At 50.7% G+C, this 23,022-nt stretch carries 20 protein-coding genes; 17 read left to right on the forward strand and 3 right to left on the reverse strand.

What is annotated here, in order from left to right:
- Nucleotides 1-46 precede the first annotated feature (46 nt).
- The 10 genes from AC2UZI_RS00245 to glcF all read left to right on the forward strand — a co-directional run bounded on the left by AC2UZI_RS00245 (nucleotide 47) and on the right by glcF (nucleotide 12,286).
- Nucleotides 47-1,579, forward strand: a complete 1,533-nt coding sequence (locus AC2UZI_RS00245; protein WP_486941827.1) for an ABC transporter ATP-binding protein — start codon at nucleotides 47-49, stop codon at nucleotides 1,577-1,579.
- Nucleotides 1,563-2,639 carry an ABC transporter permease gene (locus tag AC2UZI_RS00250; RefSeq protein ID WP_486943681.1) on the forward strand — a complete coding sequence of 359 codons (1,077 nt, stop codon included), beginning with the start codon at nucleotides 1,563-1,565 and terminating at the stop codon, nucleotides 2,637-2,639. Before AC2UZI_RS00245 ends, AC2UZI_RS00250 begins: the two co-directional genes overlap by 17 nt.
- The gene (locus tag AC2UZI_RS00255; RefSeq protein ID WP_486941828.1) at nucleotides 2,636-3,556 is read left to right on the forward strand and encodes an ABC transporter permease; all 921 of its coding nucleotides are present in this window, start codon (nucleotides 2,636-2,638) and stop codon (nucleotides 3,554-3,556) included. Before AC2UZI_RS00250 ends, AC2UZI_RS00255 begins: the two co-directional genes overlap by 4 nt.
- 50 nt (nucleotides 3,557-3,606) lie before the next feature.
- Nucleotides 3,607-4,695 (forward strand): BMP family ABC transporter substrate-binding protein, encoded by a 1,089-nt coding sequence (locus tag AC2UZI_RS00260; protein WP_486941829.1) that lies wholly within the window; start codon nucleotides 3,607-3,609, stop codon nucleotides 4,693-4,695.
- Between the two features lie 207 nt (nucleotides 4,696-4,902).
- The gene (locus tag AC2UZI_RS00265) at nucleotides 4,903-6,057 is read left to right on the forward strand and encodes an acyltransferase (protein WP_486941830.1); all 1,155 of its coding nucleotides are present in this window, start codon (nucleotides 4,903-4,905) and stop codon (nucleotides 6,055-6,057) included.
- Between the two features lie 145 nt (nucleotides 6,058-6,202).
- Nucleotides 6,203-6,565, forward strand: coding sequence for a DUF4870 family protein (locus AC2UZI_RS00270; protein WP_486941831.1), 363 nt, complete (start codon nucleotides 6,203-6,205; stop codon nucleotides 6,563-6,565).
- 56 nt (nucleotides 6,566-6,621) lie between these two features.
- Nucleotides 6,622-8,154: a glucose-6-phosphate isomerase gene (gene pgi, locus AC2UZI_RS00275; RefSeq protein ID WP_486943682.1), complete on the forward strand. Its 1,533-nt coding sequence runs from the start codon at nucleotides 6,622-6,624 to the stop codon at nucleotides 8,152-8,154.
- A 225-nt stretch (nucleotides 8,155-8,379) separates the two neighbouring features.
- Nucleotides 8,380-9,885, forward strand: coding sequence for an FAD-linked oxidase C-terminal domain-containing protein (locus AC2UZI_RS00280; protein ID WP_486941832.1), 1,506 nt, complete (start codon nucleotides 8,380-8,382; stop codon nucleotides 9,883-9,885).
- A 32-nt stretch (nucleotides 9,886-9,917) separates the two neighbouring features.
- Complete coding sequence (gene glcE / locus AC2UZI_RS00285; RefSeq protein WP_486941833.1) at nucleotides 9,918-11,003, forward strand: glycolate oxidase subunit GlcE; 1,086 nt, start codon at nucleotides 9,918-9,920, stop codon at nucleotides 11,001-11,003.
- A complete protein-coding gene (gene glcF, locus AC2UZI_RS00290; RefSeq protein ID WP_486941834.1) occupies nucleotides 11,003-12,286 on the forward strand; it encodes a glycolate oxidase subunit GlcF in 1,284 nt (427 codons plus the stop codon). Before glcE ends, glcF begins: the two co-directional genes overlap by 1 nt.
- A 76-nt stretch (nucleotides 12,287-12,362) precedes the next feature.
- Here glcF and AC2UZI_RS00295 read toward each other — a convergent pair whose 3' ends face one another.
- Complete coding sequence (locus AC2UZI_RS00295) at nucleotides 12,363-13,127, reverse strand: GntR family transcriptional regulator (RefSeq protein WP_486941835.1); 765 nt, start codon at nucleotides 13,125-13,127, stop codon at nucleotides 12,363-12,365.
- A gap of 471 nt (nucleotides 13,128-13,598) precedes the next feature.
- On the opposite strand from AC2UZI_RS00295, the gene AC2UZI_RS00300 reads away from it, so the two are divergent.
- Nucleotides 13,599-15,107 carry a nucleobase:cation symporter-2 family protein gene (locus AC2UZI_RS00300; protein WP_486941836.1) on the forward strand — a complete coding sequence of 503 codons (1,509 nt, stop codon included), beginning with the start codon at nucleotides 13,599-13,601 and terminating at the stop codon, nucleotides 15,105-15,107.
- A 59-nt stretch (nucleotides 15,108-15,166) separates the two neighbouring features.
- Here AC2UZI_RS00300 and AC2UZI_RS00305 read toward each other — a convergent pair whose 3' ends face one another.
- The gene (locus tag AC2UZI_RS00305; protein WP_486941837.1) at nucleotides 15,167-15,937 is read right to left on the reverse strand and encodes an isocitrate lyase/PEP mutase family protein; all 771 of its coding nucleotides are present in this window, start codon (nucleotides 15,935-15,937) and stop codon (nucleotides 15,167-15,169) included.
- Between the two features lie 64 nt (nucleotides 15,938-16,001).
- On the reverse strand, nucleotides 16,002-16,676 hold the full coding sequence (locus tag AC2UZI_RS00310; RefSeq protein ID WP_486941838.1) for a GntR family transcriptional regulator: 675 nt from the start codon (nucleotides 16,674-16,676) through the stop codon (nucleotides 16,002-16,004).
- Between the two features lie 188 nt (nucleotides 16,677-16,864).
- On the opposite strand from AC2UZI_RS00310, the gene AC2UZI_RS00315 reads away from it, so the two are divergent.
- The 6 genes from AC2UZI_RS00315 to AC2UZI_RS00340 all read left to right on the forward strand — a co-directional run bounded on the left by AC2UZI_RS00315 (nucleotide 16,865) and on the right by AC2UZI_RS00340 (nucleotide 22,993).
- Nucleotides 16,865-17,563, forward strand: a complete 699-nt coding sequence (locus AC2UZI_RS00315; protein WP_486941839.1) for an alpha/beta fold hydrolase — start codon at nucleotides 16,865-16,867, stop codon at nucleotides 17,561-17,563.
- Nucleotides 17,564-17,579: 16 nt separating this feature from the next.
- Nucleotides 17,580-18,830, forward strand: coding sequence for an iron-containing alcohol dehydrogenase (locus AC2UZI_RS00320; protein ID WP_486941840.1), 1,251 nt, complete (start codon nucleotides 17,580-17,582; stop codon nucleotides 18,828-18,830).
- A 150-nt stretch (nucleotides 18,831-18,980) separates the two neighbouring features.
- A complete protein-coding gene (locus AC2UZI_RS00325) occupies nucleotides 18,981-19,805 on the forward strand; it encodes a sterol desaturase family protein (RefSeq protein WP_486941841.1) in 825 nt (274 codons plus the stop codon).
- A 186-nt stretch (nucleotides 19,806-19,991) separates the two neighbouring features.
- Entirely contained in the window at nucleotides 19,992-21,086 is a 1,095-nt protein-coding gene (dctP, locus tag AC2UZI_RS00330) for a TRAP transporter substrate-binding protein DctP (protein WP_486941842.1), read from the forward strand.
- A gap of 77 nt (nucleotides 21,087-21,163) precedes the next feature.
- Complete coding sequence (locus AC2UZI_RS00335) at nucleotides 21,164-21,673, forward strand: TRAP transporter small permease subunit (protein ID WP_486941843.1); 510 nt, start codon at nucleotides 21,164-21,166, stop codon at nucleotides 21,671-21,673.
- A 3-nt stretch (nucleotides 21,674-21,676) separates the two neighbouring features.
- The gene (locus tag AC2UZI_RS00340) at nucleotides 21,677-22,993 is read left to right on the forward strand and encodes a TRAP transporter large permease (RefSeq protein WP_486941844.1); all 1,317 of its coding nucleotides are present in this window, start codon (nucleotides 21,677-21,679) and stop codon (nucleotides 22,991-22,993) included.
- The last annotated feature ends 29 nt before the right edge of the window (nucleotides 22,994-23,022 follow it).

Consider the following 23,022-nt stretch of genomic DNA (forward strand, 5'->3'; position numbering starts at 1 on the left):
CCTCTTTTTCGCCTGAGCGAATCCATTCACGAGCCAAGGAAAGTTTATGGTCCCGCGTTTGCAGTTAAGCCATATTACAAAGCGTTATCCAGGGGTGGTCGCCAACGACGATGTGTCGTTGACGATTATGCCTGGCGAAATTCATGCTGTTTTGGGTGAGAACGGTGCTGGTAAATCCACACTGATGAAGATGATTTACGGCGCTACGCGCGCTGATAGCGGTCAGATAGAGTGTGACGGTAAGGTGATTGGCGAGCATTCGCCATCGGAAGCCCGCAAAATGGGTATTGAAATGGTGTATCAGCATTTTGCACTGTTTGAGTCCGTAACCGTGGTTGAGAACGTCTTGCTTTCTACCGAGCAGGGCTTTGATTTGAAAGCTCTGGCGGATCAAATCTCTGAGTTGTCGCAGCGTTACGGTATGCCCATTGACCCCTATCGCTATGTACACGAGCTATCAGTAGGCGAGCGTCAACGCGTTGAATTAGTGCGTTGTTTGCTACAACAACCGAAGTTATTAATTTTAGATGAGCCAACGTCGGTGTTGACGCCTCAAGCGGTCTTACGTTTGTTTGACACCTTGAAGTTGCTGGCCTCTGAGGGCTGTAGCATTTTATACATCAGCCACAAGCTGGACGAAGTGCAAGCCCTTTGCGATACCGCCACCATTTTGCGTGGCGGCAAGGTGGTAGGTACAGCGAACCCTAAAACGTCTACCACTTCTGAGCTCGCGCGGATGATGGTGGGAGCCGAAATCCCCAAAATTGATATTCCCAGCTCAACGCGCAGCCCCAGCCCCGTTTTTAGTGTGAAAGCACTTAGCGCCCCTGCCCTGACGCCGCATGGAGTGGCCTTAAAGGACATCAGTTTTGATGTGCACGGTGGCGAGGTTGTGGGCATTGCCGGGGTATCCGGTAATGGCCAAGCCGAGCTGATTGCCCTACTTAGCGGCGAAGTGCCTTGCGGGTCGGCCGACTCGGTCACGATTCACGATAAGCCTGTGGGTAACTTACGGGCGAACGAGCGCCGAGAAAATGGGTTGGCTTTTGTGCCTGAAGAACGTCTTGCCCGAGGGTCGGTACCTGCCCATTCGTTGTGGGAAAACAGTGTACTGACCGCCAGCAAACTGGGCTTAGTGAAGAATGGCTTTATCAATCGCCCTAAGGGCTTTGAGTTTGCGAATTCAATTATCACTACGTTTAACGTAAAAGCCACCGGGCCCGAGGCCACCGCCGAGAGCTTATCTGGTGGCAATCTACAGAAGTTTATTATCGGTCGCGAAACCGCCTTGTCGCCGTCCTTCTTTTTAGTGGCGCAACCCACATGGGGGGTAGACATCGGGGCCGCCACCTTTATTCGTCAAACCCTGATTGACCTAAGTCGCGAAGGCACCGCCATTTTGGTGATTTCTGAAGAGCTAGACGAGCTATTTGAGATTTGCGATCGCTTATTAGTAATGTGTAATGGTGAGATTCATGGCCCCATCGATACGGCAACAACCAACCGTGAAGAAATCGGTTTGTTGATGACCAATAGCCGTAAATCCGAGACCACGAAGGAGGCTGAGCGTGTTGTTTAAGGTTGAACGTCGTCCCAAGGTATCGCTGAAGTTACGTTTAGCTGCCCCCCTTATCGCCACAGTAGCCACACTACTGGTTGGCGTTTTGCTTTTTGCTTCGCTGTCGCATAGTCCGCTTGACGCATTACGGCTTTATTTTATTGTTCCACTGAGTTCAATGAATGGTCTATCAGAGTGGCTGCTGAAAGCATCCCCTTTGATTTTAATTGCCTGTGGTTTGGCGGTTGGCTTTAGGGCTAACGTCTGGAATATTGGTGCCGAAGGCCAATTGGTGATGGGGGCTGTGGCAGCAGGGGGTGTGGGCTTATTCTTTCCACACCCAGACTCGCCCTTTTTATTGGTGTTGATGCTGATTGCCGGTGCCTTAGCGGGCATGGCGTGGGCAGCAATTGCGGCCTTCTTAAAAGCCCGCATGAACACCAGCGAGATTCTGGTGTCACTGATGCTGTCGTATGTGGCCATTTTATTCTTATCGTGGTTGGTGCACGGGCCGTGGCGTGACCCCATGGGGTTTAACTACCCGCAAACTGCGCTAATGCCTGATTCGGGAATGTTCGAGCCCTTCAACATGATGTACCGGCTGACCCCGTCTATTTTTATTACGGTGGTGGTTGTGGTGCTGACTTGGCTGTTCATCGATAAAAGCCACATGGGCTACAAGATGAAAGTCAGTGGTGCCGCCCCCTTGGCTGCACGTTACGCCGGCTTTAAGCAGTCATCCGCCATTTGGATTGGCCTGTTAGTTAGTGGTGCGGCAGCGGGTGCAGCGGGCATGATGGAGCTATCCGGTCCGTTAGGACAATTATCGCCGCAGATCTCTCCTGGATACGGTTTCGCCGCTATTATCGTGGCCTTTATTGGGCGATTGAATGCGTGGGGTATCGTGCTGGGCGGCTTGCTGATGTCGCTATTGCTGTTGGGTGGCGAGAGCATACAAATGAGCATGGGTATCCCGTCGTCGGTGACGCGTATTTTCCAAGGCATTTTGTTGTTTTTCTTATTAGCGGCGGATTTCTTCGCGATGTATCGAATTCGACGTGTACGAGGGGCTGAAGCATGAATTTATTTATCGCCATTGTCGCGGGTACCCTAATTGCCGCGACCCCTCTTATTTTTGCTGCGCTGGGCGAGTTAGTGGTTGAAAAGTCTGGCGTGATCAACTTAGGTATTGAAGGGATGATGTTAGTGGGCGCAGCGGTGGCCTTTTTCTGTATTCACGCTGGCATGCCCATGGCGGTGGCTATTTTGTGTGCATCGCTGGCTGGTGCAGCATCGTCCTTTCTGTTTGCGGTGCTGGCCTTGTTCTTTTTAGCCAATCAGTATGCGGTGGGACTGGCGTTGGCTATTTTTGGTGCGGGCGTATCGGCCTTTATTGGTCGTGGTTTTAGTAGCTCGCCCATTGAGACCCTAAAACCGCTGCACTTCCCCGTGTTGTCTGATTTACCCGTTGTCGGGCCCTTGCTGTTTAACTTTAATATCTTGGTGTATTTTGCCTTATTGTTAAGCGTGATCATTGCCTGGTTTTTATATCGTACGCGATGGGGCTTAACACTGCGCGTTGTGGGAGAGTCGCCCCATACCGCCCATGCCATTGGGTATCCTGTGATTAAGATCCGCTTTTTCGCCATTTTATTTGGCGGGCTATTGGCCGGTTTAGGCGGCGCTTACTTATCAGTGGCTTACACCCCGGTATGGATTGAAAACATCACAGCAGGTAAAGGTTGGATTGCGGTGGCTTTGGTGGTGTTTTCCACATGGCGTCCGATGCGTGTGGTACTGGGCGCTTGGCTGTTTGGTGGCATGACCATTTTGCAGTTTCAAGGTCAAGCGTTGGGTTTAACCGTGCCTAGCGAGTTTTTGTCGGCAATTCCGTATATTTCCACCATTGTGGTGTTGGTCATTATTTCCAAGAACCGAGCCTTGCTTGCTGCCCATTTTCCTGCATCACTTGCTAAACCTTATATGCCAAATCAATAAACGGTTTACGATGATAGTAAATTCTAAAAAATCAAGAACGAGGAGCTGTTATGAAACAATTTACACGACGTGAGTTTGTGGGTGTTACCGCGCTAGGGGCATTAAGTTTGGCCCTGCCCCGGGTGGCGTTTGCACAAGATGTACTAAAAATTGGCATTGTGCACCCCTCACCCAAGACGGATATCGGTTGGGTGTACCAACACACCTTGGCGGTAGAGGCCTTAAAAGAGAAGTTTGGCGACCGCGTGCAGATTTCTGAAGTAGAGAGCATTGTGATCCCTCAGGATGCCGAGCGCGTGTTCCGCGAATACGCCTCGTCGGGCCATAATCTTATTTTTGCGACCAGCTTTTCGCACGGTGCTCCGCTGCAGCGTGTGGTGCGGTCATTTCCTAACGTGGCCTTTGAGCATTGCTCCGGTATTGTCCAGCAAAAAAACTTAAGCGTTTTTGAGGCCAAATACCACGAGGGTACCTTTGTAGCAGGGGTAGCGGCGGCGTTGGTCAGTAAAACCAAAAAACTGGGTTTTGTAGCGTCGTTTCCGGTTCCCGATAACGTGGTAGCAGCGAATGGCTTTTTACTGGGTGCCCAATCGGTAGACCCCGAGTTCACGTGTACAACGGTGTTTTTAAACTCGTGGTTTGACCCCAGCCAAGAGAAAGAAGCGGCCAGCAGCTTAATTTCACAAGGCTGTGATGTGTTGTGTTGCATGACGGATACCGTGACCACCACACAGGTTGCAGGCGAGCGCGGTGTCTGGTCGGTGGGTTATGCCAGCGACATGACACCCTTTAGTAATGGCAAACAGTTAACGGCTTACACCTTAGATTGGTCGCATCGTTATATTCAAGCAGCTCAAGACGTGATGGATGGCAACTGGGAATCAGCCACGCGTTGGGAAGGCCTGCAAGAAGGCACCATTAAGATGGCGCCATATAACGAGAGCGAGTTGTCTGCTGAAAACATCGCTATGCTGAAACAACTTGAAGAGGAAATTGCCTCGGGGGATAAATCACCCTTTGATGGCGAACTGCTTGATCAAGGTGGCGAAGTGCGCGTTGCGGCGGGCGAGCGTTTGCCCGATGACGAGGTGAAACGGATGAATTGGTTTGTAAAAGGCATGAATGGACGCCTAAGCTAAAGCTTGGTTGTCTGGGCACCCCTTTCTGCGCCGTGGCAGAGGGTGTGCCACCAAGCACAGCTAAGGTGGCGACACCTTAGCTGTTTTGCGTTTACGTCTGTGACGATTCGGTTCTGTTTCACACTTTCCGTACAAGTGTGACATCAATACCAACGACTTTTAGCATTTGGTAGCCTGCAACAAGGTGCTCTTTGTTAGCGTGACAGCATGGCTACAGAACAAGAACATCGCTTTCACCGTAAAACCACACAGGCCGCCGCGTTGCCGGCCTCGCCCCCTGATGATCATGCCCATGGCGTGACCGCACTGCGTTTCAGGACCGCCGTTGCGCCGGCCCGCTTAAGCGAGGCCGATAGCGCTGGCCTTGATGTGGTGCGGATTGTGGCGTGCTTTATGGTTATTTTTCTACACGTAGCGGCCATTGGTTTTCATGATTTTATTCCCGACTGGTGGGCAAGCAACGTCTATGACTCGTTATTACGCAGTTGTGTCCCCCTATTCTTAATGATCACGGGCGCGCTGTTATTGCGCAAAGAAGAGAGGCTAGGCGCGTTCTTTAGTCGTCGTTTTAGTCGTATTTTGCCTCCCTTTTTATTTTGGTCGTTGTTTTACTTGGCGTGGCATCACGGTCAAGCCGATCAGCCTCAGTACGCGTGGTATCAGTGGCCCTTACGCATACTGGAAGGCCCAACCGAGCACCACCTTTGGTATTTGTACGCCTTGGTGGGCATTTACGCGGCCATTCCATTTCTACGTAAAATTTATTTGTATGCGACCTTGCGCGAACGTGCTGCTTTTTTGTTGTTATGGTTAGCCGCTTCAGCCTGGCAGCTTTATGAAGGCAACGACGGTCAAACCAGTGAGTTGCTCAATGTCTATCAGTTCAGTACCTTTTCAGGCTTAATGGGTTATGTGTTTTTTGGTGCGGTGGTGATGGATGTACTGCAGCGCTTACAGGCACACCGATGGCTGTTTTTTGCCCTTTTCGTACTAAGCAGCGCCGTGACTGCTGTAGGTACCTATCGCTTAAGTGCCACAGCAGGCGTGCCCGATACCTTGTTGTATTCAAACCTATCCCCATTTGTCATGATGGCGGCGCTAAGCTTATTTGTGTTACTCACCCGCTTGGGGCCAGCACTGGCAACCCAAGCCAATTGGCTAAAGCCGCTGGGCGCCGCATCGCTGGGTATCTATGGCATTCATGTGTTTGTGTTAGAAAGCTTGCACGCATGGTGGATAGACAGCGCGTTATTGCCCATGCCTTGGTTAAGTATCCCCGTGTTTAGCGTGGTGGTGTTTACGGTTTCAGCAGCGCTCATCCTGACGGTGCGCCGTGTACGCTGGTTACGCGGTATGATTTAAGGATTCTTTTCTTACACCACGATACTTTGCCTTATTTAACTACCTTGTACGTCTGAATTGAAGTAAAAACTAAGGTTTTCTCTTTATCGCTCACTGCGCACAAGGCGGTGTCAGCGAGACGCTACTGTTTAGCAAGGACATTTTTATGAACAACAACGTGATTATTGACCACGACCGTCCTCAACATAAACTAAAGCAACTGACCTTTATTGTTTATATTTTGTACGCCTTGAGTGTGTTTGCAGGTATTACGGCCATTGCGGCCATTATTGTGAATTACATTAAGCGCGACGAGGTGCAAGGCACTTACTTAGCCACGCATTTCCGCTGGCAAATTCGCACCTTCTGGTATGGTTTGCTGTGGGCGGTGGTGGGCTTTATTACGGCGCCTATTTTAATTGGCTTTTTGGTGTGGACAGTAGCCGGCTTGTGGCTTATCTATCGTCTGGTTAAAGGCTTATTAAACCTTAACGACGAAAAGCCCATGTATCCAACTCTCAGCGTTTAAGCTGTACTTTCATTTAGGGTTCACCTTTGTCCTACGTCTTGCCCCCTCTTACACAAATGCCCGAGTGGCAGGCCTTTCGTGCCGCCGCGCTGGATGCCAACGTCTGTTTAAAAAGCGTACGACGCCTACCGGCGGCCGGCTTGCATGTGGACGTTAGTGGTCAGCGCTACTCGCCGCAGATTGAAGAGGCGGCTACGGCACTGCTGGACGCTCGTAACTTTAACGAGTTGCGTCAGTCGTTGCTAAACGGAGGCATCTGTAACCCGACCGAGAACCGTGCGGCTTGGCACACTGCCTTGCGCGCCCCGGCTCCCAACGCTGAAATTACCGCCGAGCGCGAGCGTTTAAATAACTTTATCCGCACCGCCGATGCCTCGCGCAAATGGCGAAACATTGTGCACATTGGTATTGGTGGTAGTGACTGGGGAGTGCGACTTAGTGTCAGTGCCTTTGGTTACAGTAAAGTGTGGCGTAATGTGCGCTTTGTGGCCAATATTGATGGCCACGCGATTGAAGGGGCATTGGCCGATTTAAACCCACACGACACCCTGATTGTGGTGGCCAGCAAGTCGTTTACCACGGTTGAAACTTTAGAAAACGCCAAGCGTGCGCTAGAGTGGCTAGAAGCCGCCAATGTGCCCGACCCCTATCAACAGGTGGTGGCAATTACAGCGCGTACTGACATTGCCAAAAAATGGGGTGTGCCCGAGAACAATATTTTTGCGTTCTGGGATTGGGTGGGTGGCCGCTTTTCTTTATGGTCTACGGTTAACTTAACCATTGCCTTAGCCGTAAGCAGTGATGTGGTGGCAGGCATGTTGGCCGGTGCGGCCGCCATGGATACACACTTTGCCGAGGCACCGTTATCGCGTAACGCACCCATTCAAATGGCCTTATCAGGTGTGTTGAACCGCAGTGTGCTGGGTTATGGCTCGTTGAATATTGCCCCTTACGATTTCCGTTTGGGTAATATCGTGTCGTACATTCAGCAGCTTGATATGGAGTCACTGGGTAAATCGGTAGACTTAAATGGCGAGCCCGTTAGTGTGGCCACTGGCCCTGCCGTGTGGGGCATGCCGGGTACCGACGCACAACATACCTTCTTTCAGTGGTTGCATCAGGGTAGTGACGGCGCACCGGTGGACTTTATTGTGTGCCAGCATGCCGATCACAAATGGCCAAATCACCATCAAACCTTATTAGCTCATTGCTTGGCCCAGCGTGAAGCCTTGCTGCGCGGTAAAAGTTACGATCAAGCGCTGCAAGAATGTCTTGATAGCGGCGTTGAAGCCGAGCGCGCAAAATGGCTGGCGAAACACCGTGTGCATAAGGGCGGGCGACCGAACACCTTAATTGTGTTGCCGCGCTTAACCCCCTATACCCTGGGTGCCTTGTTGGCCTTATACGAGCACAAGGTATTTGTGCAGGGCGTGATTTGGGGGATCAACCCCTTTGATCAGTGGGGTGTAGAGTACGGCAAGGTGCTAGCGGCCGGTATTTTAAACGAGCTGCAACATGCACAACCCCCACGCGAACAGCACGACGCGTCTACTTCGTATTGGGTAGAACAGTTCACGCAATCGCCGTAAGCTGTTGTAAATTCCACGCCTTATTTTCTTATCTAAGTGTTAACACGACTTGGCAGAAAAGCTGAGTCGCGCTATATTTATGGTATTACCACTTTACCGCTTTTAGTTAATTCCTTTAAGTTGCTGACTTATAGGGATTTTTTATATACCTTATTGGGTAAGCGTTCTCGCACGGCTGTGTAGGCTGTATGTGTACCCCCTTCTTAACTTCTCAAAGGCTAAGAAATGTCTGAAACTCTTCAACACGATCTTTATGCCGAGTACGATTACGGCACCATTGATCGCCCTGCGTTGATCGCTGCTTTGCAAGAAGCCACCTCGGTGGAAGCTGTGCTTCACACTGACGAGCAATTGAATCCATACGAGTGTGATGGCTTCACCTTAATTCGACAACGTCCGCTACTGGTTGTGATGCCTTCTAGCGAAGCCGAAGTCGTACGTGCCATTAAAATTTGTGCCGAGCGTAATGTGCCTATTGTGGCACGTGGCGCAGGTACCGGTCTGTCCGGTGGTGCAATGCCCCACCCCCAAGGTGTGTTGTTGTCGTTAGCCAAGTTGAATGGCGTGCTGAAGGTTGACCCTTATGCACGTACGGCGACGGTACAACCGGGTGTGCGTAATATTACGATTTCACAGGTGGCCCAGCCTCACGGTTTGTACTATGCACCGGATCCCTCGTCACAAATTGCCTGTAGTATCGGCGGTAATGTGGCCGAAAACGCCGGTGGTGTGCACTGTTTGAAGTACGGTTTAACCATTCATAACTTGCTGCACCTACGTGCCGTGACCATTGATGGCGATATTATCGAGATCGGTAGCCATGCTTTAGATACGCCCGGCTTTGACATGTTGTCACTGATCACCGGCTCTGAAGGGATGTTAGCGGTGGTGACCGAAATTACCGTTAAGCTGACGCCTACCCCTCAGTTGGCACAATGTATTTTGGCCAGTTTTGATGACGTGGCAAAAGCCTGTGATGCCGTGGCTGCCGTGATTGCCGCAGGTATTATTCCAGCCGGTCTGGAAATGATGGACCAACCCGCTACCGTGGCCGTTGAAGCCTTTGTGAATGCAGGCTATCCGCTTGATGCCAAAGCTATTTTACTGTGCGAGTCCGACGGTACGCCTGAAGAAGTTGCCGCTGAAGTCAAGAAAATGAAGGCCGTGCTGGTCGAAAGTGGCGCGACTGAAATTCGTGTGTCACAAGACGAAGCCGAACGGGCGTTGTTCTGGGCTGGGCGTAAAGCTGCATTCCCGGCAGCTGGTCGTGTTTCGCCTGACTACATTTGCATGGACGGTACCATCCCACGCAAACGCTTGGCCGAGATGCTTACCACCATTCAAGACTTTGAAGTCAAACATGGTTTGCGTTGCTTGAACGTGTTCCATGCTGGCGACGGTAACTTACACCCCCTGATTCTTTTTGATGGCAGTATTGCTGACGAGAAAGAACGCGCCATGGCTTTTGGTGGCGACATTCTTGAGCTTTCGGTTGCGCTTGGCGGCACCATTACGGGTGAGCACGGTGTAGGTATCGAAAAAATCGATCAAATGTGTGTGCAGTTTAGCGACCTAGAGCGCACCAAGTTTTTTGATATCAAAAAAGCTTTTGACCCCGAGTCACTGTTGAATCCGGGCAAACATATTCCTACGCTTAACCGCTGTGCTGAGTTTGGCATGATGCATGTGCATCACGGTGAAGTGCCCTTCCCCGACCTTCCTCGCTTCTAAGCGGCGCCATTTACTAGCGGAATTTGTATCTCATGAGTACTTCTACTTTAATTAGCGATTGGCAAGAAACCATACGCCAAGCGCACAGTGCCAACACCCCATTGCAGATTGTGGGGTCTGGCAGCAAACAATTTTATGGTCCTCGCAGCAATGGCAAGGTGTTGGATGTTACCGGCAACCAAGGCGTTGTGGCTTACGAGCCTTCAGAACTGGTTGTTACCGTCAAAGGCGGAACGCCGTTGCGCGAACTTGAAGCCTTATTGGCCCAAAGCAACCAGTTTTTGGCTTTCGAGCCCCCGCATTTTGGTGAGAACGCGACGGTTGCAGGTGCCATTGCATCGGGTTTAGCCGGCCCACGCCGTGCCACAGTAGGTTCACTTAAGGACTTTGTATTGGGCGCCAAAATCATTGACGGCAAAGGCGATCATTTAACCTTTGGCGGTCAAGTCATGAAAAACGTGGCGGGCTACGACGTGTCGCGTGTGATTGCGGGTAGTTTCGGCAGTTTAGGCGTGATCGACGAGCTCTCTATTAAGGTGCTTCCAGTGCCCGAGGCTTCCGTCACCTTGGCCCTACAGCTTGATCAAGAAAAAGCGCTGAATCTTTTCAATACCTACGCCGGTCAGCCTTTAGCCATTTCAGCCACCACATGGGTGGACAACGTGGCCTACATTCGTTTGTCGGGTGCTCAAGAAGCGATTGATGCGGGTAGTCAGAAAATTGGTGGCGAAGCGTTGGATGCCAACACCGCCGATGCGTTCTGGCACAGCATTAAAGAGCAAACCCACGAGTGGTTCAACGCCGATAAGTCGGGTCATTTATGGCGCTTATCCGTGCCTAGCACGCACCCCGTGTTGAACGACATTGAGTCCCCCGCTTTTGTTGAGTGGGGCGGTGCATTGCGTTGGGTCTATAGCGAGGCCTCTGAATCTGAAATTCGTGGCATCGTGAGTGCGGCGGGCGGTACGGCCAATATCTTCCGTGCTAAGGGTCAAGTAGCGGGTTCTGCTTTCCACCCCCTACCGATTCCCATGCTACGCCTGCAACAACGTTTGAAATCGGCTTTCGACCCGGCTGGCATTTTGAATGCTGGACGTATTTACACAGGAGCCCTGTAATGCATACCGAATTATCGGCAGAATTTATCGGCACACCCGAGGGCGAAAAAGCCAAAGAGGTGATCGCCAACTGTGTGCATTGTGGTTTTTGTAATGCCACATGCCCGACCTATCAAATTCTTGGTGACGAGCTTGATGGCCCCCGTGGTCGCATCTACTTGATGAAAGAGATGTTCGAGGGTAAAGAAATTAGCGACATCACTAAGCTTCATTTAGATCGTTGCTTAACCTGCAGAGCGTGTGAAACCACGTGCCCGTCTGGCGTGAAATACAGCGAGTTGGTCGAAGTGGGCCGACGCGTGATGGAGCGTAAAACCGAGCGTCCGCTTAGCGAGCGTGTGAAACGCTGGGGTCTAAAAGAGCTGGTGGCACGCCCCGCCGTGTTCAAACGCGCGGCGGCTGTGGGTTACAGCCTAAAGCCGATGCTGTCAGAGTCAATTCAGAGCCTGCTGCCTACTCGCCCGCACAACAATCGCAGAACGCCAAGCGCTACGCACCAACGCACCATGTTGGTATTAGAAGGTTGTGTACAGCCCAGCTTGACACCGCAAACGAACGCCGCCGCGGCGCGTGTGTTGGATAGCTTAGGAATTACGCTAAAAAGCGTGCCTCGTACAGGCTGCTGTGGCGCGGTAAGACACCACATGAATGATTTGGAAGGCGCCAAAGTGGATGCCCGCCGCAATATTGATGCGTGGTGGCCATTTATTGAGTCGTCTCAGGCTGAAGGCATTGTTAGCACCGCCAGTGGGTGTGGTGTGCAGTTAGAGCATTATGGCGAACTGATGGCAGACGAACCCGAGTACGCCGAAAAAGCCGCCAAAATTTCAAGCTTGTGTGTGGACATCAGCTTGGTGGTGCATAACGAGTTGTCGGCTCTGGATGCTACGCAGTTGCCACAAACCAATCACCCCTTGAAGATTGCCGTGCAAGACCCCTGCAGCTTCCAACATGCTTTGGTAAACAAAAGCACCGTTGGGCCATTGCTAACACGTTTTGGTCATCGTCCGGTGCCCGTTCGTGATGGCCATTTGTGTTGCGGTTCAGCAGGTACGTATTCGGTGTTGCAGCCTGAGCTTTCTAAAGAGCTACGCACTCGCAAGATTGATTCCTTGCAGGTCAGCTCACCCGATATGGTGGTTACCGCTAACGTGGGTTGTTACGGGCACTTATCGGCCGAGCTAACCATTCCGATCAAGCATTGGATTGAAGTGGTTGACGATGTGCTGCACGAAAGCGGAACCACGTCGCTACGCCAAGCACAAGCCGCCGCCATCGCCTAATCGATAGTGGTAGATATAAAAAAGCCGTTACGGTAAACCACCGTAACGGCTTTTTTTACGTACTTGAAATGGGTGTTTATAAGGCCTCCTGGCCTCGCTCAAGGCGTAATGTTCGAGCTTCACGTTCTTGAACTTGCTTCATTTCCACTAGAACATCTTGCACAAAACGGATGTGCGAGTGGGCTGCCGCCGCGGCATCGTCAGCCCGTCCTTCCATGATGGCCTGATACAAATCACTGTGCTGCTTAAGTAGGTCGCCCCGCACCCCATGCCCATCGGGGTACACCCCGGCAAAGTTCACTTGCACGCTTTCACCCAAAACCTCATAGGTGTTGCGCATGGTGTGCAGCAGAATTGCATTATGGCTGGACTCAGCAATAACCAAATGAAAGTGCGTGTCGGCCGCCTGCTCTGCACTTTGATCAATTTGCGTGGGGTCGTCATAAAACGATTTCAAGACGTCATAGGCTTGTTTAATGCGCGCTCGGTCAGCGCTGGTGGCACGTAAGGCGGCATAATACGAGCACGCCCCCTCTACCATGTAGCGAAACTCAAGTAAGTCGCGTTGGGCGTCAGGGCTGCTAAGCAAGACGCTTTGTAGGGGGTCTCTGAAGCTTGCGCCGACGGTTTCGGATACGTAGGTGCCCCCGCCATGCCGTGTGTATAACAGCCCCACTGTCACCAAAGACCGTATGGCCTCGCGCAATGATGGACGCGACACCCCGAAGCGTTCGGCCAGTTCGCGCTCTGCAGGCAGACGTTGTCCGCGTACCCATGCCCCCTCTAGTATTAAACCTTTGATTTTTTCAGCAATTTCATCGGATAAACGTACTCGTTTCATAATTCTTTGTGTCGTTATTCTGTGGCTATTCACAAGGTATTAAGACGCAAAGCGCCCTAACCGATGCGTTTATGTTGTAGTCTGGCTCTCGATCGATGCGTTCATGACAAAACGTAACGGCGCAAGGTTCAGCGTATCACCACCGTTAAAATGGTATTACCAATTATAAAACAAAAGCGAATTCACCCGCCACCGTTTCTTCTGATTAAATACGCGTATAAAGCCCGTGATGTGCCGTTTTAGCCCTCTTTTAATCGTAATCTAGGCATAGAACGTTCTGGGGGTTTTCCCTAGCGCTGGGTTAAAACCTGATAAAAACCCTGATTTTGGTGTGGGTTTACCCGCATATATATAGAAACACGCGGTCGAATTATCTGTTTTTGGATATACCGCTACATCACGGCTCCGTTACATTGGTTATATTGCATTGCTAATAATGTAACGTAAAACGTCAAAACGGAGACTTAAATCATGGGGACGAATCAACACGTCGCACCCGTCGATGAATTGCTACCAGTCGGTAAGCTTGGCTTACTTGGCTTACAACACGTGCTGGTTATGTATGCCGGTGCGGTTGCGGTTCCACTTATCGTCGGTCGCGCGCTTAATCTTAGCTCAGCCGAAGTATCAATGCTAATTGCCGCCGACTTATTTATCTGCGGTCTTGTCACAATCATTCAATCGTTTGGGGCTACCCAGTGGTTGGGTATACGTTTACCCGTCATGATGGGTGTTACCTTTGCGGCCGTGGGCCCGATGGTTTCCATGGCCACCTCAAACCCTGGTCATGAAGGGGCACAGTTGCTGTTCGGCACCATTATCGGGGCGGGTATCATTACTGTCATTATCGCCCCCATGGTTAGCCGTATGTTGCGGTTCTTCCCACCCGTGGTCACCGGTACCATCATTGCCATGATTGGTATTACCTTGATGCGTGTGGGTATTAACTGGATTTTTGGTAACCCTGTAGGGCCTACCGCGCCGTCTATCGTTGACCCCAACCACCTCTCATGGTTGCAGGCCGTACGTGACGCCGCTGCCCCAGGATCCGAGTTACCTCCGCCTCCAGCAGGAATGAACATCGCCCCTTCAATGCCTAACCCGCGTTATGCCACGCTTCCAGGTCTAGGGATTGCGTCGCTGGTGTTGGTTTCCATTTTGCTGATCGCGAAGTTCTGCAAAGGCTTCTTGGCTAACGTTGCCGTGCTGTTGGGTATTGTGATCGGTGCCGTGGTGGCGACATCACTGGGCATGATGACTTTCGAGAAAGTTGCTGCGGCTCGTTGGGTTGATGTGGTGTTACCGTTTCATTTCGGTATGCCTAAGTTCAGCTTCTTGCACATTGCCACCATGACCTTGGTGATGATTGTGGTGCTGATCGAATCGACCGGTATGTTCCTCGCGCTTAGCGACATGACCGGCAAGCGTATTACGCAACGCGAATTGGCGGCAGGTTTACGTGTGGACGGTGTGGGTACGGTTCTAGGTGGTATTTTCAACACGTTCCCGTACTCTAGCTTCTCGCAAAACGTGGGCTTGGTTGCCGTAACCGGTATACGTAGTCGCTTCGTGTGTGTGGCGGCCGGTATTATTCTGGTGATCTTAGGCTTGCTACCTAAAATGGCAGCGCTGGTTGAATCCTTACCTACCTTCGTACTGGGCGGTGCCGGTATCGTGATGTTCGGTATGGTTACTGCAACGGGTATCCGCATTTTGGGCCAAGTGAACTACTCAACCAATCGTCATAACGCCATGATCGTGGCGGTATCGATCGGTGTGGGTATGATTCCACTGGTGGCTCCTCACTACAAACAGTGGATGCCTGAATCCTTAGGCCCGCTGATTGAGTCAGGTATTTTGTTAACCTCGATTGCTGCTGTGCTGCTGAACCTGTTCTTTAACGGCGCAACCAGCGAGGCTGATTTAAAAGCATCACTGGCCGGTAATGACGAATCGGACGCTAAGCCAAGTCAGGCCTAATCGTTAAACGTCACCAGTCAGTAAAAGGTCACACCGTAAAAGCGGTGTGACCTTTTTTATTATTGTCGAGGTAAATGGCCGTGGATCAATACGGTATCGGCCGCATGCTCAAAGGCTGTACGCGCTGCAGCGGCAAGGCGTGACCCCGTACTGACGCGCTGTACGCCCACACTGGCTAACTCGGGGACGCTTAAACCGTTTTGCCATAACAATACATTGACTGGCACTGGGGCGACCGCTTCGATGACTTTAGCGATGTCATCCAGTTGACGCAATCCAGGCGCATAGACAACATCGGCTCCGGCTTGTACAAAGGCCTGTAAGCGCTGAATGGTTTGTTCTACGTTGGTGGATCCGGTAAGCAGCCCTTCGCAACGAGCCACCAGCATGAAATCGTCGCCCCCACTTTTTAGAGCCGCTTCCTTAGCCACTTCAATACGGCGGCGGGCTTCGTCCATTTCATACAGCCCATCGCCATGGCGGTCTTCAATAGAGAAACCCGCCACACCGGTTTGTTCTACCAACGCGATGTTGTGGCGTAATTCGTCATGAGTTTGGGCAAAGCCGGTCTCAAAATCCGCGTTGACCGGTAGATCGGTGGCTTGAACTAAATCGCGTAAGTGCAATAACGCTTCATCAAGCGTGATGTCATAGTCTTCTTTGGCCAACGTCCACGCAAAGCCAGCGCTGGTACTACCGATGGCCTTGGCACCGTGTTTCTCTAGGTATTGCAAACTACCAAGATCCCACGGGTTAGGTAGGATTAAAACCTCGGCCTGTTGATGTAATTGACGAAATTGTTGTCGTTTTGTGGCGGTGGTGTTGCTCATTGTTGTCTCCTGAGTGTGTGTGTTTTCTACATACAGCCCAACCCATCAAAAATGCCTATTTTTATCAGCTATCAAGTGTTGATCGAGTGAAGGCTTCAATCGCATCCAACATGGTGTCAGAGGCCGCAGCCGCTTCAGCTTCATTACCTTCAGCAATATGGTGTGCAACCTGCGCATGGTGCCGTGCGATGTTAGGAAGATCGGCAGAATGCTTATAGTTGTGATAGAAAAACCGTCTGGATAAACCGTGCATTAAGCGCATGGCACCTTCTGCGAACTCGTTACGTGCTGCTTTTAAACACAACTCGTTGAACTCGCGGTCGCTGCGCATAAAACGTGCATCGTCGCCTTCGCTGGCTTCGTCGGCAAATTCGTGGGCAAGCCGCGCAAATTGCTCGCGCTCGGCGGGTGTGGCGCGTCGCGCTGCCGAACGGCAGATTAATCGTTCAATTTCTCGGCGAGTTTCTAGCAGCTTTAATTGCTGCTGCACATCCATCTCGGCCACGAGTATGCCGCGTTGTGGCAAAACAGTAATTAGGTTTTCTCGGGCCAAGCGCTGAATGGCCTCGCGTATGGGAGTGCGGCCTATTTGCGTCATCTCGCTTAAGGCTTGTTCAGAAACCACCAGTCCAGGAGCTAACTCTAAGGTAACGATGGCTTCCTCAAGCTGTTGATAGGCTTGTTCACTTAAGCTGCGTTTCACTTCAACTTTGGATAATACTTTTGTTTTAGGCTGCATTTATTCCTCTTTTTATTCTCATACACCCACGCATAGGCTTAGATATAAGCGGTTAGTGACGTAATGCGTAACAGTATATCGTCGTATCTCGTAAAAATTTCCTGACGAACGATGCATAACCCTCATTGCAAAAACATAAACTCGACAGTAATATATAAGTCATATACTACTATAAAAATGGAGACGATATGGACTTTACTGTCTCAGGAAGCCATAGCCCGGACATTGTTTTTTTGCATGGCATTCAGGGCACACGCCTCGCCTGGTCAAGTATCGCGGCTGATCTTAGTGATGATTACCGCTGCGTATTACCTAACTTTGCGGGTCGCGGAGAGCGAAAACAGAATTTCACGCCGTCAGCGTTAGATTTAGAGCACTTTGCCAGCGAATTGCACACCATTGTGCAGCACCAAGGCTCGACGGGATTCGTGCTAGTGGGTTGGAGCCTAGGCGTATCGGTCATTCTTGAGTATTTAGCGCGATACGAACATGCTCCGATAGGCGGCATCGTATTGATTTCAGGCAGCCCTGCCCTTAACGAATGCCAATGGTTCCAACAAAGCGAGCCTGAGTTGTTGCAAGCTGAAATTGTGGAGCGCGAACAACGCTTACAGCTTAGCGAGGCGGCGCATACTGATGCGGTAGCCGCGGTATGGTCCAACATTAAATCGACGAATCATGAAGCGGTGCTGCCCACCATTTCACTACCCTGTTTAGTGATTCATGGCGAGAACGACGAGGACTGCCCCGTTGAACATGGCCGTCGTTTGGCCGCTGGCATTCAAAATGCCACTTTTGTAGACATTCCTGAAGGGGAGCATTCGGTTTTACGCTCCCACCCTAGTCTTATCACGCACGCTGTGCGCGACTTTATTCAAAACTTATAACGATATGAGCCACACTATGGAATTAAAAGACGATGTATTTTTCTGTGCACCCCCTAGAACCTTGATGGGTATAGGCGCTAGGCGTCGTCTGGCACCTCTAATGGCCCACTTAGGTTACCGCAAGGGTGTGCTGGTAACGGATACCTTCTTTAGCAAAGATTCTAACTGGGTCGACGATTACCTGAAAGAAGCCAAGGCCGCCGGTATTGAAACCATTGTTTATGACAAAGGCCATGCCGACCCCACCACCGCTTTATGCGATGCGGCTACAGCCGAATTACGTTCGCAAATGGACGGCATTGATCACATCGTTGGTTTAGGCGGCGGCAGTAACATCGATCTGGCCAAAGCCCTTTGTGCCACCTTAAAAAGCGGTTTACCTGTACGCCACTTTGTTAGCGAAGCCCCCAAGCCCTACGATGCCATTGACCTCATCGCTATTCCCACCACGGCAGGCACAGGTTCTGAGGCCACACCGGGTGCGATTTTAGTGGATGCAGAAAACGCAACCAAAGTGGCTGTGATGGACAATAGCTTGCGCCCAAAAATTGCAGTTATTGATCCTGAATACACCTTCTATTGCCCTAAACGTGTAACGGGTGACGCTGGTATCGATGCGTTAACTCACGCCATCGAGTCGTACGTGACGGAAGAGTCTTTCTTGTTTGCACGCGGTACGGATCCCGACCCCGGCTACAGCGGGCGCCATCACTTAAGTAAGGTCTTTGCCAAGGAATCCATTGCGCTTTGTGCTCGTTATTTAGAAACGGTTTACGAAGACGGCTCGAACCAAGAAGCACGGATGGGTATGGCTTATGCCAGTTATTACGCAGCGCTTTCCTACGGTAGCTCGGGCTTGAATGCCGGTCATGGCACCGCCTATGCGGTGGCAGGCTTAACCCATGAAAGTCATGGCAGCACGAACGCGGTCATGCTGCCTTATGTGCTTGATGCGTTGGTTGAAACCCGCGCGCCCGAATTGGCCGAAGTGGCCACCTTATTGGGTGTTGAGGGCACAGACGAAGAAAAAGTACGAAATCTCTCGAAGCGGGTGCGAGACATTGTTGAGCATTTAGATATCCCCAGTAATTTGGCTGCTTTTGGAGTGCGCGAAGACCAGCTCGACTTGCTCTTAAAAGATGCCATTGAGGTAACGCGGTTGTTTGAAGCGTTTCCCGTTAGCAACAAACACGAGGCGTACAAGCAAATTATTCATAACGCATGGCACGGACGCCTGCTTTCAGACGCGATGGCCACAAGCCAGTAAGTACCTGAAGACGCCATTTTTGGCTTAATACGTGAAGATCAGCGCCTCAATATTGAGGCGCAACCCGAAGAGTTTGGGGTTTGCCCCCATTTTTTTATCGACATACATCTTATATATTAGATGAATATTACTAGCATGAGGAGTTTAATCATGGCTATGGAACGACGTCCGATGTCCGATAGACAGCGGAAATTTAGAGAAAACTACAAAGCAAATATCAGCCCTGCTTACAACGGGCTGCTACATGTAATCGTGATGTACGTGGTGGGTATTTCAGCCATCGTGTACTGTTTTACACAACTTCAAAACCTGACATGGGAATGGCTGCTAGCGATCCCCGTGTTCATCGCGGGTAATTTAATTGAATGGTTTATGCACGCCAAAGTGATGCATCGACGCATTGATGTGTTTGGCTTGCGTCAAATTTACGAGCGTCATACTCGTGAACACCACCAGTACTTTACCGACAACGAGTACACCATCGATACTTCACGCGAGTTTCGTATTGTGTTTTTCCCCTGGCGCGTTCTACTAACACTGGCCGCCGTGGGTATCCCTTTGGGTTACGTCACTAGCCTGATTTTTAATCCAAACGCGGGATACATTGTATTCATGGTGATGGTTGCCAACTACGTAATTTACGAAACCTTTCACTATTGCTGCCATGTCCATGAAAATTGGTTCGTCAGAAACATTCCTTTTATTAACACCATTCGTCGCCATCACACTGCCCATCACAATCAGGGCATCATGATGCGCTACAACATGAACCTGACGTTCCCCTTCGCCGACTGGTTGCTGGGAACATCGGATCTAAAGCGTGGTTTATTTGGCCACTTGTTTAATGGTTACAGCGAGAAGCACGTTAAGCCAGAACTTAAGCCCATTATTGCTAAGTTCCGCAACGATGATTCAACCGTGACCTTAGATGGCCCCATGCTGACACCCGATGAGCAAAAGGTCGTTAATAGCTAAACCATATCAATAGTCGTCATTACCCTGTAATGACGACTGTTTCGCCCTAGAAACCGGATTCTGACTAGGGTTGTTTTTAAACTTTTAGTACCTATAATTTTTCGTTCTTTTTATCGACTCACATCAACACAATACAACCTAAAAATGGCTATACACAAACAAGAATAGCCAACAAGGAGACATTCCATGCAGAAAAAGCGCATACCCCAACTGTTGGGTTCGCTGGCTTTAGGCCTTGCCTCAATCGGCTTTGCCAACGCCGCCCCCTTAGAAACCGCCTGTCCCGAGGTAGGTTCTTGTAAATTCAAAATGGCGACCGGCTGGGCTTCTGAGCCCTTGATGGACGTGGGCGCCAAGGCCTTTTCCGAGCGCGTTAATGAGCTTTCAGGCGGCCGTATACAAATTCAGGTGTTTCCAGGCGGTGCCTTAGGCAACGCTGTCAAAATTAGTGAAACCGTGCGTAACGGCATTGCTGACATGGGCCATATGTGGATGGGCTGGGACTGGGGTCGTGACCCAACCACCGTTCTCTTCGGTGGCTATGCCGGTAGCCCCGATACCGAGCGTATGTTGCACTGGCTTTACGCTGATGGCGGCATAGAGCTGCAACGTGAGTTTAGAAAAGAAAAGTTCGGCGTGGTGTCGATGCCGTTGTTTATCCGTCCGGCTGAAGTGTTCCTACACTCGAACAAACCGGTTCGTACCCTAGACGACATGAAAGGTTTAAAACTGCGCACCGCGGGTGCCTGGATTGAGATGTCAGCGCAGCTAGGTGCCGCACCAGTTATGTTGCCCGGCGGTGACGTGTATCCAGCCCTTGAGCGTGGTGTGATTGACGCCACCGAATGGGGTACACCGTGGGAGAACATTGCTCCTGGTTTCGCTGAAGTGACTAAGTACATTATTGTGCCTGGCGTGCATCAGCCTACTGCCCCTTACGAGCTGGTTGTTAACCAACGTGTGTGGGACAAACTAAAACCCGCCGACCACCGTTTGCTCGAAAAAGTAGCGCAATTAGTGACCTTCGAAAGTTACCTAAAAATTGGTAATGAAGATACCAAAGCGCTTGAGTACTACCGTGAAAAGGGTAATGAAGTGATCGAGCTAGATCCTGAAGTTCAATTCGCTGCACGTCGCATTGCCGACGAGTGGGCTAATAAACAGGCTGATGGCAACGAATGGTTCCAACGTGTGTTAGATCACCAGAACCAATTCCGCGAGCGTTGGGCCAATGCGGAACGTTACCGTGACACCCTTATCGAGCCCGGAAAGGTTCAATAAGAGCAACTAAAAACGTTTGAACCCTTTAACACAATGCAAGCCTTGGGCTTGCGTTGTGTTGTGCAACAGGAATCATCATGCATACGATCATTCGTTTGATTGAACGCTTAACGGGCGCGACCGGAATTATCGCTGCCTTATTGCTTGTACCTCTTATCGTTGCGACCTGCTACGAGGTATTTGCACGCTACGTTTTACATACCCCTACCGTCTGGGCCTTTGAGATTGGCTATATGGTGATGGGCGCACATTTCATGCTAGGTTCTGCGTACACGTTACGCGAAGGCCAGCACGTTAAAGTTGACCTGATTTCCAATGCGCTACGCGAACGCAGTCGCGCTGCCATTAACGCATTTTTCTATATTTTATTGTTGCCTTTCTTAGCGTGGTTAAGTTGGGGGCTGTGGGAATATGCCTACTACGCATGGGACATTAGCGAGACCTCGGGTCAATCATCGTGGAATCCCCGTGTTTGGCCATACCGTGCCGTCTTTGTCATCAGCTTTGTGTTGCTAGCTCTTCAGGTTCTAGCTGAAGCACTCAAGTCGGTGTCCCTTCTGTGTAACCAACCCTATAAGGCGGCCTAATCCATGGAGTTCTTAGCACTTGCCATGTTTCCGGCATTGCTGATACTGATATTTATCGGCTTGCCTGTTGCCTTTGCCCTGATGATCACCGGCATCGGTTTTGGATTTATTACTTTCGGAACAAATCTCGTCCACTTATTAACCGATAAGGTTAACGAGGTGGGGGGAAACTTTATTCTTGCTGCGGTACCACTGTTCATTTTTATGGGTTGTATGCTCGAGCGCAGCCGTATTGCGGAACAGTTATTTGAAGCCATGCACATGTGGACCAAGCGTCTGCCTGGTGGTTTGGCCTTGGGTACCGTGTTAATGAGCTTGGTTTTTGCTGCCACGACCGGTGTAATTGGTGCGGCTGAAACGGTGATTGGCTTGCTAGCCATTCCCCCCATGCTTAAACACAAGTACGACAAACGTTTAATTAGCGGCACCATTTGCGCCGGTGGCTCACTCGGTACCATTACCCCGCCGTCAGTGGTGGCGGTGGTGATTGCCTCGCTAGCAAACGTGTCGGTAGGCGAGCTGTTTGTAGCGATTATCGTACCCGGCTTGATGCTAGCGGGTTCGTACATTCTGTACATTTTGGTTATCTGTACCGTTAAGCCTGAATACGGCCCACGCGTACCGCCTAGCCCTGACGACCCTAGCTTTGGCCAAAAAATCCGCTTTACCTTGTACGCTTTAGTCCCACCGCTGGTCATGGTGACGGCAGTATTGGGTTCGCTAATTATGGGGTTAGCAGCACCGACTGAGGCCGCCGCCTTGGGCGCGCTGTGTTCGTTCTTCTTAACCGTGTTTTACCGCCGTTTCACCTTTACCATTCTGTACGACTCATTACTAACCACCTTACGCATCACATCAATGATTTTATTGATTTTGCTGGGTGGTAATATGTTCGCCGGGGTGTTTACTGGTGCGGGTGGTTTAAGCTTAATTCAGAACTTAGTTGACACCTTAGACTTCGGTAAATGGGCCCTATTGTTCTTAGCCCTTGGTCTGACGTTCTTCGTGGCATTTTTCTTAGAATGGGCATCTGTTACGCTGATCTTCATTCCTATTTTTGCGCCACTGATGCATGCAGCCGGTATCGACGTAATTTGGTTCTGCGTATTGTTCATGATTATGCTGCAAACTGGGTATCTAACACCGCCGCTGGCTTTGGCTATTTTCTACCTACGCGGTATCAGTCCACCTGAAATCACCTTGATGCATATGTACAAAGGCGTCATACCTTTTGTGTTCTTGCAGCTGGGTGTGGCCGGCCTGATCATACTCTTCCCCGAAATTGCCCTATGGCTACCCAATAAATTATTAGGTCGGTAGCGACGATCTGTAGTACTTATGCCAGACCA

The organism is Paenalcaligenes sp. DL 463 (assembly GCF_057475185.1).